Source organism: Ruegeria sp. BC6 (assembly GCF_056539185.1).
The window spans coordinates 362,587-377,055 of sequence record NZ_JBQFUM010000001.1 but is presented as its reverse complement, the minus strand read 5'-3'; the positions used below and the strand labels follow the sequence as shown (position 1 = coordinate 377,055).

General features: G+C 61.1%; 14 protein-coding genes and 1 pseudogene. 9 read left to right on the top strand and 6 right to left on the bottom strand.

All coding sequences use genetic code 11. From position 1 onward, the window contains the following. Position 1: 1 nt before the first annotated feature. Together ACR0MM_RS01805 and ACR0MM_RS01800 are read right to left on the bottom strand one after the other, a co-directional pair. A complete protein-coding gene (locus tag ACR0MM_RS01805; RefSeq protein ID WP_480694105.1) occupies positions 2–1,231 on the bottom strand; it encodes a sigma-54-dependent transcriptional regulator in 1,230 nt (409 codons plus the stop codon). Next, positions 1,228–2,961, bottom strand: coding sequence for a sensor histidine kinase (locus tag ACR0MM_RS01800; RefSeq protein WP_480694103.1), 1,734 nt, complete (start codon positions 2,959–2,961; stop codon positions 1,228–1,230). The genes ACR0MM_RS01805 and ACR0MM_RS01800 overlap by 4 nt, the downstream gene beginning before the upstream one ends. A gap of 47 nt (positions 2,962–3,008) precedes the next feature. Here ACR0MM_RS01800 and ACR0MM_RS01795 point away from each other — a divergent pair, with 47 nt between their 5' ends. Further along, positions 3,009–4,190, top strand: a complete 1,182-nt coding sequence (locus ACR0MM_RS01795) for a cytochrome P450 (RefSeq protein ID WP_480694101.1) — start codon at positions 3,009–3,011, stop codon at positions 4,188–4,190. A gap of 7 nt (positions 4,191–4,197) precedes the next feature. On the opposite strand, the gene ACR0MM_RS01790 is transcribed toward ACR0MM_RS01795, so the two are convergent. Beyond that, a complete protein-coding gene (locus ACR0MM_RS01790; RefSeq protein WP_093961931.1) occupies positions 4,198–4,677 on the bottom strand; it encodes an Lrp/AsnC family transcriptional regulator in 480 nt (159 codons plus the stop codon). A gap of 174 nt (positions 4,678–4,851) precedes the next feature. On the opposite strand from ACR0MM_RS01790, the pseudogene cobA reads away from it, so the two are divergent. The 7 genes and pseudogenes from cobA to infC all read left to right on the top strand — a co-directional run. Further along, positions 4,852–5,598 (top strand): annotated as a pseudogene (gene cobA, locus ACR0MM_RS01785) (uroporphyrinogen-III C-methyltransferase); the annotation flags it as partial. Then, on the top strand, positions 5,598–5,912 hold the full coding sequence (locus ACR0MM_RS01780; protein WP_093961929.1) for a DUF2849 domain-containing protein: 315 nt from the start codon (positions 5,598–5,600) through the stop codon (positions 5,910–5,912). The pseudogene cobA and the gene ACR0MM_RS01780, both read left to right, overlap by 1 nt. Before the next feature lie 65 nt (positions 5,913–5,977). Continuing rightward, on the top strand, positions 5,978–7,642 hold the full coding sequence (locus tag ACR0MM_RS01775; RefSeq protein ID WP_480694099.1) for a nitrite/sulfite reductase: 1,665 nt from the start codon (positions 5,978–5,980) through the stop codon (positions 7,640–7,642). Then, on the top strand, positions 7,632–8,393 hold the full coding sequence (locus ACR0MM_RS01770; RefSeq protein ID WP_093961927.1) for a phosphoadenylyl-sulfate reductase: 762 nt from the start codon (positions 7,632–7,634) through the stop codon (positions 8,391–8,393). The genes ACR0MM_RS01775 and ACR0MM_RS01770 overlap by 11 nt, the downstream gene beginning before the upstream one ends. Next, complete coding sequence (locus ACR0MM_RS01765; protein ID WP_170339405.1) at positions 8,390–8,797, top strand: DUF934 domain-containing protein; 408 nt, start codon at positions 8,390–8,392, stop codon at positions 8,795–8,797. The genes ACR0MM_RS01770 and ACR0MM_RS01765 overlap by 4 nt, the downstream gene beginning before the upstream one ends. 88 nt (positions 8,798–8,885) lie before the next feature. Beyond that, entirely contained in the window at positions 8,886–9,719 is an 834-nt protein-coding gene (locus ACR0MM_RS01760; RefSeq protein ID WP_170339407.1) for a ferredoxin--NADP reductase, read from the top strand. A gap of 131 nt (positions 9,720–9,850) precedes the next feature. Beyond that, positions 9,851–10,426 (top strand): translation initiation factor IF-3, encoded by a 576-nt coding sequence (infC, locus tag ACR0MM_RS01755; RefSeq protein ID WP_311201685.1) that lies wholly within the window; start codon positions 9,851–9,853, stop codon positions 10,424–10,426. A 79-nt stretch (positions 10,427–10,505) separates the two neighbouring features. On the opposite strand, the gene ACR0MM_RS01750 is transcribed toward infC, so the two are convergent. Together ACR0MM_RS01750 and ACR0MM_RS01745 are read right to left on the bottom strand one after the other, a co-directional pair. Next, the gene (locus ACR0MM_RS01750; RefSeq protein ID WP_480694097.1) at positions 10,506–11,822 is read right to left on the bottom strand and encodes an aspartate aminotransferase family protein; all 1,317 of its coding nucleotides are present in this window, start codon (positions 11,820–11,822) and stop codon (positions 10,506–10,508) included. 1 nt (position 11,823) lies between these two features. After that, positions 11,824–12,585: a beta-keto acid cleavage family enzyme gene (locus ACR0MM_RS01745; protein WP_480694095.1), complete on the bottom strand. Its 762-nt coding sequence runs from the start codon at positions 12,583–12,585 to the stop codon at positions 11,824–11,826. Between the two features lie 88 nt (positions 12,586–12,673). Between ACR0MM_RS01745 and ACR0MM_RS01740 the strand changes: the two genes are divergently transcribed. Next, entirely contained in the window at positions 12,674–13,576 is a 903-nt protein-coding gene (locus ACR0MM_RS01740; protein ID WP_480694093.1) for a MurR/RpiR family transcriptional regulator, read from the top strand. Between the two features lie 44 nt (positions 13,577–13,620). Here the strand turns inward: ACR0MM_RS01740 and ACR0MM_RS01735 are convergent, their stop codons facing one another. After that, on the bottom strand, positions 13,621–14,412 hold the full coding sequence (locus ACR0MM_RS01735) for an FAD binding domain-containing protein (RefSeq protein ID WP_480694091.1): 792 nt from the start codon (positions 14,410–14,412) through the stop codon (positions 13,621–13,623). Positions 14,413–14,469 lie beyond the last annotated feature (57 nt).

Here is a 14,469-nt window from a genome sequence, read left to right as displayed (position 1 = left end):
GTCAGCGCCGATAGTCTTCAGGGCGTATGCCGTAGCGGGCCAATTTGTCGTAGAACGTCTTGCGCGGCAGTTTCAGGGACTTGGCCGCATCCGACGCCCTTCCGTTGTGACGACCCAAGGCCGCAATCAGCAACGAACGCTCAACGCGCGCCATCTGTTCGTTCAGCCCAAGATCGGCCGCGGCGGCAACATCCTCGGGCATCCCCAGAACAAAACGCATCGCAGCTGACATCAGTGAACGCGCGTTGCCGGGCCAGTCCCGTGCCATCAATGACGCCAAGTGTTCGGACGAGACATCAGGTACCGCGATCCCGGCCTGCTCGGCCGCCTGGGCGACGTAGTGGCGAAAGATCACCGGGATGTCCTCGGGGCGTTCGGCCAAAGACGGTACGCGCACCCGCATCACGTCCAACCGATAGAACAAGTCTGCGTTGAACCGACCCTCGGCCGCCATCTCGGCCAGATCCGCGGTTGTTCCGGCGATGATGCGGACCCCGGGCCCGTTTTCGATCATCTCCAGGGCCGCATATTGCGTCGCCTCGGGCATGGCCGAGACTTCATCCAGAAACAACGATCCGGCTGCCGCATCCTTGCATATCGCCTGCAGGGCATCCGCCCCCAGACCTGACGCCGGGCGCTTGACGAACGGCCCCTGCGCGCGTGGCGACATCAAATGGATGACGTCGGCGACTTTCGAAATACCGCTGCCCGGCGGTCCGGTGACCAGAACTTCGGCCTGAGTTGGGGCAACGCTGCGCACCCTGTTCCGCAATGCATCAGCCTGCGGTGACAATCCGAACAACAAACGGGCCGCAGGATCGCCCTTCTCCAATTCGCGCTTGGCTGCCCGGTGGTCCAATACCTGACTGCGCGCGGCAAACGCTCGGCTGAGAACCGCAAGCAGATCGGCGGCGGCGCAGGGCTTCTCAAGGAAGTCGAACGCGCCCTGCCCCATAGCCTGCACCGCCATCGGTATGTCGCCTTCGCCGGTCAGCAGAACGACCGGCAACTCCGAGTCGACCTCGCGGGCATAGGACAGAAGATGAAACCCATCCCGTCCCGGCATCCGAATATCCGAGACAATCACACCCGGGAAATCGTCCCGGATATGGTCTTTGGCAGCCACAAACGATCCAGCGGGAATTACGGAATAGTCCGCAAGTTCCAGAGTCTGGGCCAGCGCCTCGCGCACGGCGGCGTCATCATCGACCAATAGAACCGTTCGGATCATGCCGCGGCTTCCTTCTCAAATGGTTCCAACTCGACGGTGAATTCTGCTCCGTCGGGCATGTTCGCGCCGCTTATCTCTCCTCCGAAACTCTGGACCAGACCGTATGAGATCGAAAGGCCAAGGCCCATTCCCTCGGATGAGCCAACGGTTTTGGTTGTGTAGAACGGCTCAAAAACGCGATCGGGATCCTGAATGCCCGGGCCGGTATCGCGCACCGCGACCATCAACCGCTCGCCACGGGTCAGCGTGATTGTTAGGCTTCGGGTTTCCCGACCGGTCATCGCGTCGGCGGCATTGGTGATCAGATTGACAAAGACCTGCACCAGCCGCACCTCTCCGCCCCAGGCAAAGACAGGTGCATTGGGCGGCTGCCAGATCAACGTGACCCCGTCCGAGCGCAACCGACCGTCAGTCAGTTCGACGGCCGTATTGAGCACCTGAACCAGATCGACCTTGCCCATCGGCTCGCTCTCATTGCGGGCAAAGGATCGCAAGTTCTTGATAATGCGTGCCATACGGGCAGCCATGTCCGAGATACGCCCCAGGTTTTCGCGGGCCTTTTCGGGCTTGCCCTGCGCCAGAAAGGCCGTGCCATTGTCGGCGTATTGCCGGATCGCCATCAGCGGCTGATTCAATTCGTGGCTGATGCCCGCCGACATTTTCCCCAGAGCGCTCAGCTTGCCGGCCTGAACCAGATCGTCCTGCGCGCGTTTCAACGCCGCTTCGGCCTCTTGCCGCTCGGCCACCTCGCGGCGCAGAGCCACGTTGGCGGCCGTCAAAGCGCGGGTCCGCTGGGCCACCCGGCTCTCCAGCACCGCATTGGCTTCGGCCAGAGTACGCCGCCGTTCGGTCGCCAGAAAAAGCAACGCGCCGAAGGCAAGGCAGATCGCTGCGACCGCAGCAGCCTGCAATCCGGCCAGACGTCGTGCCGGCGTCACATCCATCAAGACTTCGCCAGTCATTCCGATCACCGGCAGATCGCGGGTCAGGTGCAGGGCGCGATCCGGCAGGTACGGGCTCCAGCCGATCGACCATAGTTCGTGCGGGCCCATACGTGTAGACGAAAACGCGCCCGGCTTGCCATTAGCCGGCTGCAAGCCGATTTGCCCCGGCGGACGTTGCCAGAACAGCAGTTCGGACCGGTTGGAAATGAAGACCGAGCCAGCACGATCCACGAAGAACACCGCCTCTGTACTGCCGCGCCACGTGCTTTCAACGTCTTCGACATCCGCGATGACCATCAGGGCTCCAGTTACCTGACCATCCTCGGAAAACGCAGGCGCCGCATAGGAATAGATCCGGTTTCCCGTGTCGCGCAAAACCCCGTGCGAGCTGCCAAGAGCGCCGTGCAGCGCGCGTTGAAACGCGGGCTGATCGGCCATGTTGCCATTCACCACGTCCCGCGCAGCGGCCAGAACGCGCCCGGTCTCGTCTGCATAAAGAACATCCACCGCCGAAGTCTTGTCCGCGACCTCCAGCAGAAGCGCCTGCGCCGTCCGCCGCCGGTCGCTGGTGTCCAACGCCCGCAGCGCCGGGTGCTCGGCCATCAGCACCGCAAGTTCCTGATAGACCTGCAACTGCGTGCTCAGACGATCCGACGCCAACTCCAGATCGGCTTCGGCTTTCTCGCTTAGCTGAGAGAGCGCCTGCCGGTACCCATAAGACCAGACGGCTGCCGACAACAGCGCGACCGCGAACAGAAAACCAATCGTGACCCAAACCCTTTGCATGGAACAGGGTCTTGCATTCACAGCGCCGCATGGCAAGTCTGCGCCGCATGAAGACCGTTCACCAATCTCCGACCGAGCCCGAATTTGTTCAAAACCCCTACCCTTTCTACCGGGCTGCGCGCGATCAGGGTGACCTGGTGTACTGGCAGGACTACGACATGCCCGCGGCGATGTCTCACGCGGCGGTCCAGGCGCTTTTGCGCGATCGGCGTTTCGGACGCGAAGTACCGTCAGAGATGGCCACAAAAGGCCCCGATCACCTTGCGCCGTGGCTGACGGTCGAAGCGCATTCGCTGCTCGAAGCCGAACCTCCGCGCCATACCCGCCTTCGCGCTCTGGTTCTGCGCGCTTTTACCTCGCGGGCTATCGGAGCGCTCGCATCGGACATCGAAAGGCTGTGTCACGACCTGATCGACGCGTTCCCCGATGCTCCATTCGACCTTCTGGATGCCTATTGCACGCAAGTTCCGGTGATCACGATCTGCCGGTTGCTAGGTGTACCCGAGAGCATGGCACCGCAGTTGTTGCAGTGGTCCCACGCCATGGTCGCCATGTATCAGGCCAGCCGCACCCGTGAGACCGAAGATCAGGCAGCACAGGCCTCCGCCGAGTTCTCAGCATTTCTGAACGACTACGTCCCTCACCGCCGATCCGAACCGAAAGATGATCTGATCACCCGTTTGATCACGGCAGAGGAAGACGGCGAGAAACTGTCACGCGACGAGTTGATCGCTACCTGCATCCTATTGTTGAACGCCGGCCATGAGGCAACCGTTCATTCGCTGGGCAACGGCGTCAAAACACTTTTGGAGTCCGGAACCACCCCTGATGCCCGGAGCCCGGACACAATCGACATGACGGTCGAGGAGATCCTGCGCTTCGACCCGCCGCTACATATGTTCACGCGCTATGCCTATGAGGACGTCGAGGTTTTTGGCAATCAGTTTGCCCGCGGCGATCAGGTGGCGTTGATGCTTGGGGCCGCCAACCGTGACCCGGACGTCTGGACCGACCCGGACAACTTTGACCCCACCCGCAGCATTCAGGCCAACACGAGCTTTGGCGGTGGTTTGCATTTCTGCGTCGGCGCCCCGCTGGCCCGGCTGGAAATGCGGATTGCTCTGCCGATTCTTTTTGACCGCTGTCCGGGCCTGCGACTGGCCGAATCCCCGGAATATGCCAACACGTACCATTTCCACGGGCTGACACGACTTTTGGTCCAAGCCTGAGCGTCGATCAGGTGTCGGCCAGGGCGTTCAGGGGCAGCATGGTGGTCGACTTGATTTCTTCCATCGACAACAGCGCGGTGACGTTGTGCACGCGCACCTCCGAGATCAGCGCCTGGTAAAAAGCATCGTAGGCCCGTGCGTTCCTGACCCGAACTTTCAGAATGTAGTCGATGTCGCCAGCCAGGCGGTGCGCCTCTTGAACTTCGGGCCGATCACGCAGGGCCTGCAGAAACTTGCGTTGCCAATCCGCCTCATGCTCGGAGGTTCGGATCAGAACAAAGAACGTCGCCTCGAAACCCAGCGCCTCTGCGTCCAGCAGAACGGTCTGCTGACCGATGATTCCGGCCCCTTTCATCTTGCGGATCCGATTCCAAACGGGTGTCTTTGAACTGCCCACCTTGGCCGCGATTTCGTCCAGCGATTGACTGGCGTCTCGCTGCAGCTCGGCCAGAATTTTCCGATCCGTGTCGTCTATTCGAACCGACATTCCAATTTTCCTTCCGAATGAAAACCCATGTTCCGCCTGCCGCGAATTTCAGAACGCGTGTCCTTATTTGATCGGCAATATGGCATCTGGGCGGGAATATTTCCTATATTGAGGGCCAAGTCAAACAACAGCCAGGGCTCCCCAATGAAGGCCACGCAGACAAAAGGACAAACGGGACAGGTCGACTTCGTCGGCGCAGGACCCGGTGATCCTGAATTGCTGACTCTCAAGGCCCTGTCCGCATTCCAGCGGGCCGAGGTTGTTTTGCATGATCGCCTGATCAGCCCAGAAGTTCTGCGACTGGCCGGCCAGAACGCCCGGCTGGTCGACGTGGGCAAGGCCGGCTTTGGTCCGTCCTGGAAGCAGGGTGACATCAACGCATTGCTGGTTGACTACGCACTCAAGGGACAGCGGGTCGTTCGCCTCAAATCCGGTGACGCGACCCTCTTCGGCCGGCTGGACGAAGAGATCGATGCGCTGGACGCCGCCGGTATCCCGTGGACGATCGTTCCTGGCATTACCGCTGCCTCGGCGGCGGTGGCCGGAATTGGCCAAAGCCTGACCCGACGCGGCCGAAACTCCTCGGTCCGGTTTCTGACCGGGCACGACATGCAGGGCTTTGCCGATCACGACTGGGCTGCGCTGGCCCGTCCGGGGTCGGTTGCAGCCATCTACATGGGGAAGAAATCCGCGCGCTTCATTCAAGGACGCCTGATCATGCACGGCGCCGATCGCGCCACGCCGGTCACGCTGGTCGAAAATGCCTCGCGACCTGATCAGCGCGTTGTCGCCACGACGCTGGATCAACTGCCTGCAGACCTCGCCGCTGCCGGCCTCGGCGGTCCTGCACTCACATTCTATGGCCTGGCCCCGCGCGACGCGGCCAAAGCCGTCACCGAATTCAACAAGGAGCTTGCCTGATGGCCCGCGCTTTCACCCCTAAAGTCGTTACCGCAAATGACCTGCTGGAAGGCGACGTAATCTATCTGACCGCCGATGACCGTTGGTCGCGCGATCTGCGCGAGGCCGAACTGATCACCGACGAAGCGCACGCTCAGCTGCGTCTTCTGGATGCCCAGAAGCAAGTCGACAAGATCGTAGGTGCCTATCTTGCCGATGTCGTTGCAGGCGAAAACGGTCCTGAACCCACCCATTTTCGGGAAGACTTCCGCCGGACTGGTCCGTCCAACTATGCCCACGGCAAACAGGAATCTTCCCCGCAGCCCCGGGTCTGACCTCAGGCCCCTCTCTCCCCGTAAAAAGGCCCCGGATCCGGGGCTGCAACAAAGGACAGCCAAAGATGTACCGCTACTCCGAGTTTGACAAAGCATTCCTGGCCGAGCGCAACGCACAGTTCCGCGCCCAGGTCGAACGCCGCATCGACGGCTCGCTGACCGAGGACGAGTTCAAGCCCCTGCGCCTGATGAACGGCCTGTATCTGCAACTGCACGCCTACATGCTGCGGGTGGCCATCCCCTATGGCACGCTTAACAGCGCCCAGATGCGCCAACTGGCCCTGCTGGCCGAGAAGTGGGACAAAGGTTACGGCCACTTCACCACGCGCCAGAACATTCAGTACAACTGGCCGAAACTGCGCGACGTGCCTGACATGCTGGACGCGCTGGCCGAGGTCGGCCTGCATGCGATCCAAACCAGCGGCAACACCATCCGCAACGTGACCGCCGACCATTTTGCCGGTGCCGCCGCGGATGAGGTCGCCGATCCGCGCCCCTATGCCGAACTGCTGCGTCAGTGGTCCACCGACCATCCGGAATTTCAGTTCATGCCGCGCAAGTTCAAGATCGCCATCACCGGGTCCGAGCATGACCGCGCCGTGATCAAGGCCCATGACATCGGCCTGCAACTGGTCGAGCGCGACGGCTTTCTGGGCGCCCGCGTTCTGGTCGGCGGCGGTCTGGGCCGCACGCCGATGATCGGCAAGGAGCTGTCTGATTTCGTCGCCTTTGACGACCTTCTGGCCTATCTGGAGGCCACCGTTTCGGTCTGGAACCAGATCGGCCGGCGGGACAACAAGTACAAGGCGCGCATCAAGATCACCGTGCATGAACACGGCATCGACGCGATCCGCGCCAAGGTCAACGAACGCTTCCTGCAGGTCCGCCCGCAGTTCAAGGGCGCCGACATGGCGCTGCTGGATCAGATCAAGGCGCATTTCGCCCCGCCCGCCTTCCGCGAAGGCTCAGTCGCGGCATTCGAGAGCGCCTATTCGAACGACCCGGTATTCCGCTCGTGGATCGACACCAACATCGCGCCGCACAAGCAGGCGGATCACGCGATCGTCACGATCTCGATCAAGAAGCACGGCCAGACGCCGGGTGATGCAACCGCCGAGCAGATGCGCGTGATGGCCGATCTGGCCGAGCAATACGCCTATGACGAGCTGCGCATCAGCCACGAGCAGAACGTGATCCTGCCGCATGTCCACAAATCGGACCTGCCCGCGATCCACGCAAAGCTGAAAGAGCACGGTCTGGCCACCGCAAATATCGGTCTGATCAGCGACATCATCGCCTGCCCCGGCATGGACTATTGCGCACTGGCAACGGCCCGCTCGATCCCGGTGGCGCAGCAGATCGCGACCCGGTTTGACGAGCTGAAGCTGGAGCATGACATCGGCCATCTGAAGATCAAGATCTCGGGCTGCATCAACGCCTGCGGGCATCACCACGTGGGTCACATCGGCATTTTGGGCCTGGATCGCGCGGGCGTCGAGAACTACCAGATCACGCTGGGCGGAGACGCCACCGAAACGGCCGCCATCGGCGACCGCACCGGTCCGGGCTTTGCCTATGATGAGATCGTGCCCGCGGTCGAACGGATCGTGGAAACCTATCTGGAACAGCGCGCAAGCGCCGAGGAGACCTTTTTGGAAACCTACCGCCGTGTTGGAATGGCCCCGTTCAAGGCGGCCCTCTACCCCGAGGCGCGGGCCAATGCCGCTTGACCTGATCCAGACGGAACTGGGCCGGGAACGACGCGAACTGACCGAAAAGGTCGAGGCGCTGAACGCCCGGTTCCGCCACCACAGCGCACATGACGTCATGCATGGTGCGCTTGAGGAAGCAGGCAACCTAGCGCTTGTCTCAAGCTTCGGCGCCGAGTCGGTGGTGTTGCTGCACATGGCTGCCGTGGTCGACAAGGCCACGCCTGTCCTGTTCATCGACACGATGATGCTGTTTACCGAGACGCTGGAATACCAGCATGAGGTCAGCGAACGTCTGGGTTTGAAGAACGTCCAGATCATCCGCGCGGATGACGAGGATATTCAGCGCGAAGACCCCTATGGCGCACTGCGGCTGCGCGACATGGATGCCTGCTGCAACCTGCGCAAGACCTTCCCCTTGCAGCGGGCCTTGGCGGGCTATGAAGGCTGGATTACCGGGCGCAAGCGGTTCCAATCCGGCACCCGCGCCACGCTCGAGTTCTTCGAGGTCGAGGACGGCACCGGCCGGATCAAGGTGAACCCTCTGGCGCATTGGGCGCCTCAGGACGTGCGCGCCTACATGGAAGAAAACCGCCTGCCCCGGCATCCGTTGGTGGCAAAGGGCTATCCCTCGATCGGCTGTGCGCCCTGCACCTCGCCGGTGAAGGATGGCGAAGATCCCCGCGCCGGACGCTGGCGCGATCAGAACAAGGAAGAATGCGGCATCCATTTCGTCGACGGCAAAATGGTACGCAGCGGAGAGAAAACATGAACGTAATCGTGAATGACGAGGGCTTTGCCCCTGATGACTGGACCGACGGCTTTGTCACCCTTGAGGATGCCGCAAACGATGTGATCGCACTGGACGTCACCTCGGATACGGACCCCGACGAATTGTTCGAACGGCTTGGAAACACGCGCATGGTGCGCGTCGACTTTCCGTCCTTTGCCGATGGCCGAGGCTTTACCATTGCCCGTACGCTGCGCCTGAAGGGCTATGAAGGCCGCCTGCGCGCGAAGGGACACGTGTTGGCCGACCAATACGCGATGGCCCGGCGCAGCGGCTTCGACGAGGTCGAGATTGACGCAGACCTTGCCGCCCGCCAGCCCGAGGACCAATGGCTGGCCCGCGCCAACTGGCAGGACCACGATTATCAGGCCCGCCTGCGCGGCTGACGCAACGATCGGGGCAATCTGCCCCCTTTTCCTGACCTGGATCAAAGCTTAAACGGAGATGCCGGTTTACCAGACCGGTAGTGAAACGATGACAGAGATGAAGCCCGTGACCGAAGCAACCGCCGTGAAGGCCCCCGTCCTGCCGGACGCCCAGACCGTTCTGGAAGTGAAACACTGGACCGACCGCCTGTTTTCGTTCAAGGTCACGCGTCCGCAATCGCTGCGCTTCCGCTCGGGCGAATTCGTTATGATCGGCCTTTTGGGCGACAACGGAAAACCGTTGCTGCGCGCCTATTCGATCGCGTCGCCGTCGTGGGACGAGGAACTGGAATTCTATTCGATCAAGGTGCAGGACGGCCCGCTGACCTCGAAACTGCAGCACATCCAGCCCGGCGATCAGATCATTCTGCGGCCCAAACCCGTGGGTACGCTGGTGCATGATGCACTGCTGCCGGGCAAGCGCCTGTGGTTCTTTGCCACCGGAACAGGGTTTGCCCCCTTTGCCTCGCTGCTGCGCGAGCCGCAGACCTATGAGGACTACGACGAGGTCATCATCACCCACACCTGCCGCGAGGTGGCGGAGCTGGAATATGGCCGCCAGCTAATCGAGAACATCCGCAAGGACGAGTTGCTGGCCGAACTGATCGGCGAAGGTTTCGCCGACAAGATCCGCTATTACCCGACCACCACCCGCGAACAGAGCCCCAAGATGGGCCGGATCACCGACCTGCTGAAGGACGGCACCGTCTTCAAGGACCTGGGTATCGAGGGCGGCATCAAGCCCGAGACCGACCGCGCCATGGTCTGCGGCAGCCTGGCCTTCAACCACGACATCAAGGCCATTCTCGAAGAGTTTGGCTTGCGTGAAGGCGCGAACTCGGACCCCAAGGAATTCGTGATCGAAAAAGCCTTTGTCGGCTGAGCCGAGATCCGGGCCGGCGAACGCCCGTTCCGCCGACCCGAGCACCGCGTCGACACGTGCGAATTTCGTGTCATAGCACCTATATGGCGCTTGAAAGAACCTTCGTCTCAGTTTAAGTTCCCGGCTCGGAAATCGGCAATTATCAAAGGAATGAACCCATAGCCCGCAGACCTCACAACGCGCCGCCTCAACGTGATACCGGCCCGCGCGTCAATGAAAAGATCCGTGCCCCCGAAATTCGCCTGATCGGCGCCGAAGGTGAGAATGTCGGGGTGGTTCATCCCGCCAAGGCCATGCAGATGGCAGCCGATGCCGGTCTTGATCTGGTCGAGATCTCGCCCAACGCGAATCCGCCGGTCTGCAAGATCATGGACTTTGGCAAGTTCAAGTACGAGCAGCAGAAACGCGAAAGCGAAGCCCGCAAGAAACAGAAGATCATCGAGGTGAAAGAGGTCAAGTTCCGGCCCAACACCGATACGCATGATTACGACGTCAAGATGCGGAACGTTTTCAAGTTTCTCGAGAATGGCGACAAGGTCAAAGTGACCCTGCGCTTCCGCGGCCGGGAAATGGCGCACCAGAACCTGGGACGTGAACTGCTTGAGCGCGTGGCGGAAGACGTCAAGGAAATCGGCAAGATCGAAAACATGCCGAAGATGGAAGGCCGCCAGATGATCATGATGATCGGACCGCTTCCCCAGAAGTGACGGCACATGGATCCGAGTGACCAAAGCTCCCTTGTTCGAGGGAGCTTTTTTATTTGTGGGTCAAAGTCAGGGCGGCGTGTCAGATTGCTTTGGAAATCGCAACCGACAACTTGTCCACCAGTTCGTCCAACTGCGGCTCTTCGATGATGAATGGCGGGGCCAGAAGCACATGGTCGCCTCTCCTGCCGTCGCGTGTTCCGGACATCGGATAGCAGATCAAACCCGCTTCGACGGCAGCTTTCTTGATCTTGGCCGCCACTCCCCGGGCCGGGTCAAACGGTTCGCGCGTATCTCTGTCAGCCACCAGTTCGATGCCTCGGAACAGGCCGCGACCACGGATGTCCCCGACATTGGGATGCTGGCCAAAGGCCGCCTCGAGTTTGGTTTGCAGTTTGTCACCCATGTCGCGGGCACGGGCCGGCAAATCGCGCGAGGTAAGTTCTGTCACAACAGCCAGGGCTGCCGCCGTGGCCACCGGGTGTCCGACATAGGTATGGCCGTGCTGGAAGAAACCCGAGCCATTTCGGATGGCGTCATAAATCCGATCGGTGCACAGCGTGGCACCGATGGGTTGATATCCAGCCCCCAAGCCCTTGGCGATGCAAAGAATATCCGGCGCCACCCCATCGTGGTCGCAGGCAAACAGATGGCCGGTCCGGCCCATGCCGCACATGACCTCGTCGAGGATCAACAACACGCCGTATTGATCACAGATTTTGCGGATCCGCTTGTAATACCCCTCGACCGCGGGGACGGCGCCCAACGTGGCCCCGACCACCGGTTCCGCCATAAACGCCATCACGGTCTCGGGGCCCAGCCGCAGGATCTCCACCTCAAGCTCATTCGCCACGCGTTGGCCATAGTCATAGCTGCTCTCGCCTTCGGGCTTTTCGGCGTATTCGTAGCAGGGCGCGATATGGCTCATCTCGATCAGCATTGGTGCGAATTGAGCCCGTCGCCATGCATTTCCGCCCGCTGAAAGCGCGCCCAGCGTATTGCCATGATAGCTCTGCCGCCGTGCAATAACCCGAGACCGCTCGGGCTGCCCGATTTCAAGGAAGTACTGGCGCGCCAGCTTGATCGCGGCCTCGGTCGCCTCGGACCCGCCGGACACGAAATAGACCCGGTCCAACGATCCGGGCGCATGCTGGATCAGCAGATCTGCCAGGGCTTCGGCCGGTTCCGAGGTCATGAAACCAGTATGGGCAAAAGCGATCTTCTGGACCTGCTCCTGCACCGCGTGGATCACTGCCGGGTTTGAATGTCCCAGACACGACACGGCCGCATCCCCGCAGTCGAGATACCGTTTGCCCTGTGCGTCGATCAAATAGCACCCGTCACCGCCGACAGCGATCGGCAATTCCGCCTTGGTGTGGCGCGGAAAAACATGGCTCATGTCAGTGTCCTTTCAGCAAAGCGATCAACGCCGCGACCGAGGCCGCGTTGTCCGTCCATCGGGTTCCATCCGAGTTCGTCAGGCTGTTCTCAAAACCAACCCTGACATCGCCGCCACGAGCGGCGGCAGCCGCCAGACAGGCGTGTTCCAGACGCCCGAACGCACAAACCATCCAAGGCGTACGAGCAGCGGGAAAGGCCTCGAGGTCCGCCGGTTGGGATTCCTGCCCGGTGGCATAGCGTCCCAAGACCAGCAAGCGGTCTTCCTGCTCGCGCCGCACGATCCCTTCCGACTGCCATCGCTCCAGCAGATCCGCATCCGTCGAATCGTACAGGATATGCTGCACCCGAGTTCCCTGTTCCGCGCACAGCCCATAAACCCGCGGGGCCAGATCGGGCGCGCGCGCAATTTCCCGAACCGAGATCGAGGCCCATTTCGGGGCCACCTGCTTCAGGCACTCCAACTGCGCAGAAACGTCGTAGATACCCGCGGCCTCGGTCGTGATCTGAACATCCATCGTTGGCACGGTTCGGGCAAGCTCGGCCATAGCCTCCCGATAGCGGCCTGCATCCAGAGAATGCGCGCCCTGCCCATCCCTGACATGCAGGTGCAACCCGTTTGCCCCGGCCGCATGGCAGGCAATGGCCGTCTCCACAATCTCGCCGGTCAAAACCGGCAAGGCGGGGTGATCCGCATGACTGCGTCGCGCACCGTTCGGTGCGACCAAAACATACGGAAGCGACGAAGCCTGTGTGTCAGACATTGAATCATCCTATCGGTTTCTTGCGTGCTTAGCTCGTGTGAGGGTGTTTTTCTCTTGTATTGTTCAAAACATTTGTTTTTCTCCCATCATGACACCCTCAACTCACCACCTGATGGATCGGCTGCGCCGAGAGATCGACCATTTGCCGGCCCAATTGCAGGCCGCAACAAAATACATCATCGACCATCCGGGCGATTTCGGAATCGACTCCATCCGCGTGTCTGCCGAAAAGATCGGCGTCAGCACAAACGTGATCGTTCGGCTGGCGCAGCATCTTGGTTTTGACGGCTTCGAAGCCTTCCGCCGCCCTTTCCGCAGGGATCTTGTGACAGACAGCGAAGACCGCCTCAGCCGGGATTGGCTGACCCAGTTGAATGCCGGCGATGCCTTTGCGTCGGCACAGGCCAACTATGCGCGAAACGAAATGAACGTAGTGTCACGTTCGTTGCGTCAACTGGACCCGGGCAAGGTCAGATCCGCAGTCACACTAATGTCCGATGCTCCCCAGTGCTTGGTCACTGCAACCCGCGCAAGCTATGCCTTGGCCTATTACTTCCACTACGCCGGACGCATGGCCCACCCGGGAATGCAGTTGATCCCCAGACATATGGGGTCGGCCATCGACGACCTTCTGAGCGCGGGCGAAACCGACTGCCTGTTCGCGATCACCGTTCATCCCTATTCTGCTGACACGATACGTGCCATCCGGTTTGCCCGGGAAAGGGGTATGCGCGTTGTTCTGCTCGCTGACAGCGATGTCATTGCCCCGGGGGTTGAGGCGGACGTGACGCTGACCGTCAGCACCCGATCTCAGCATCAGTTCTCCAGCTTCTCCGGAGCGATGGCCGTTCTCGAAGTTCTTCTGAGCCACCTTTTCGCAATCAAGGGCGACGCGGCTTATCACCGGGTTCAGGACTATCAGAAAGCGCGCGAGGATGCCGGAGCCTACTGGCAGCCCAAAAGGCTTCCGCGTGTGGCAAAAAAGAAATAGGCCCCGGAACACGTCCGGGGCCCAAAGCAGTCACTGCGACCGCGTTACATGCAGGCTTGAACCGCCCGCCGGGTCATGACACCCACCAAGTGTGCGCGGTAGTCTTTGCTGCCGTGCAAATCTCCGATCATGTTCATCGGGTTGACCCGAAGATCCATAAGGGCATCGGGCCGGAATTCCTCGCTCAGCGCCTGCTCGGCTTCGCTCCAACGGAACACGCCGTCTTCGCTGGCTCCGGTCACGGCAACGCGCACCCCGTCCGCGAAGCGGGCAAGGAAAACACCCACCAGCGCAAAGCGCGAGGCAGGCTGCAGAAACTTCTGGTAACTCGCTGCCTGCGGTACCGGGAACCGGACCGTCGTGATCAGCTCGCCCTCGTCCAGCGCTGTCGTGAACATGCCCTGAAAGAAGTCATCCGCGGCGATTTCGCGCGCATTCGTTCGAATGGTCGCGCCTGACCCCAATGCAGCTGCGGGGTAGCAGGCCGCCGGATCGTTGTTGGCCAGTGACCCGCCTATCGTGCCTCTGTTGCGAACGGCAGGATCACCGATATGCCCCGCCAGATCAGCCAGCGCGGGATACTTGCCCGCAACTTCTGCTGCTACCGTGGCATGCGTGGTCGCCGCTCCAATCGAAATCGACCCATCATCTTCGATGCAGACGCCCTTCAACTCGGGAATGGCACCCAGGCTCACCAGCGTCGCGGGTGAGGCCAGTCTTTGCTTCATCGTCGGGATCAGGGTCTGACCGCCCCCCAACGCCTGTGCATCCTCTCCCGCCAACGCGGCAACCGCATCAGCAATGGTCGAGGGGTTCTTGAACTCGAAATTGTACATTTCGCTTTTCCTTTCCGAAAGGCGCGGAACCGCCCTTCATCTGGCATTTGATTGACC

Bases quoted from the DNA above. Each gene is read 5' to 3' on its own strand.
- ACR0MM_RS01770 (WP_093961927.1), top strand. From the start codon at position 7,632: ATGCCGCTTGACCTGATCCAGACGGAACTGGGCCGGGAACGACGCGAA.
- ACR0MM_RS01735 (WP_480694091.1), bottom strand. From the start codon at position 14,412: ATGTACAATTTCGAGTTCAAGAACCCCTCGACCATTGCTGATGCGGTT.
- ACR0MM_RS01800 (WP_480694103.1), bottom strand. From the start codon at position 2,961: ATGCAAAGGGTTTGGGTCACGATTGGTTTTCTGTTCGCGGTCGCGCTG.
- ACR0MM_RS01760 (WP_170339407.1), top strand. From the start codon at position 8,886: ATGACAGAGATGAAGCCCGTGACCGAAGCAACCGCCGTGAAGGCCCCC.
- ACR0MM_RS01750 (WP_480694097.1), bottom strand. From the start codon at position 11,822: ATGAGCCATGTTTTTCCGCGCCACACCAAGGCGGAATTGCCGATCGCT.
- ACR0MM_RS01795 (WP_480694101.1), top strand. From the start codon at position 3,009: ATGAAGACCGTTCACCAATCTCCGACCGAGCCCGAATTTGTTCAAAAC.
- ACR0MM_RS01780 (WP_093961929.1), top strand. From the start codon at position 5,598: ATGGCCCGCGCTTTCACCCCTAAAGTCGTTACCGCAAATGACCTGCTG.
- ACR0MM_RS01740 (WP_480694093.1), top strand. From the start codon at position 12,674: ATGACACCCTCAACTCACCACCTGATGGATCGGCTGCGCCGAGAGATC.
- ACR0MM_RS01805 (WP_480694105.1), bottom strand. From the start codon at position 1,231: ATGATCCGAACGGTTCTATTGGTCGATGATGACGCCGCCGTGCGCGAG.
- ACR0MM_RS01790 (WP_093961931.1), bottom strand. From the start codon at position 4,677: ATGTCGGTTCGAATAGACGACACGGATCGGAAAATTCTGGCCGAGCTG.
- ACR0MM_RS01745 (WP_480694095.1), bottom strand. From the start codon at position 12,585: ATGTCTGACACACAGGCTTCGTCGCTTCCGTATGTTTTGGTCGCACCG.
- ACR0MM_RS01775 (WP_480694099.1), top strand. From the start codon at position 5,978: ATGTACCGCTACTCCGAGTTTGACAAAGCATTCCTGGCCGAGCGCAAC.
- ACR0MM_RS01765 (WP_170339405.1), top strand. From the start codon at position 8,390: ATGAACGTAATCGTGAATGACGAGGGCTTTGCCCCTGATGACTGGACC.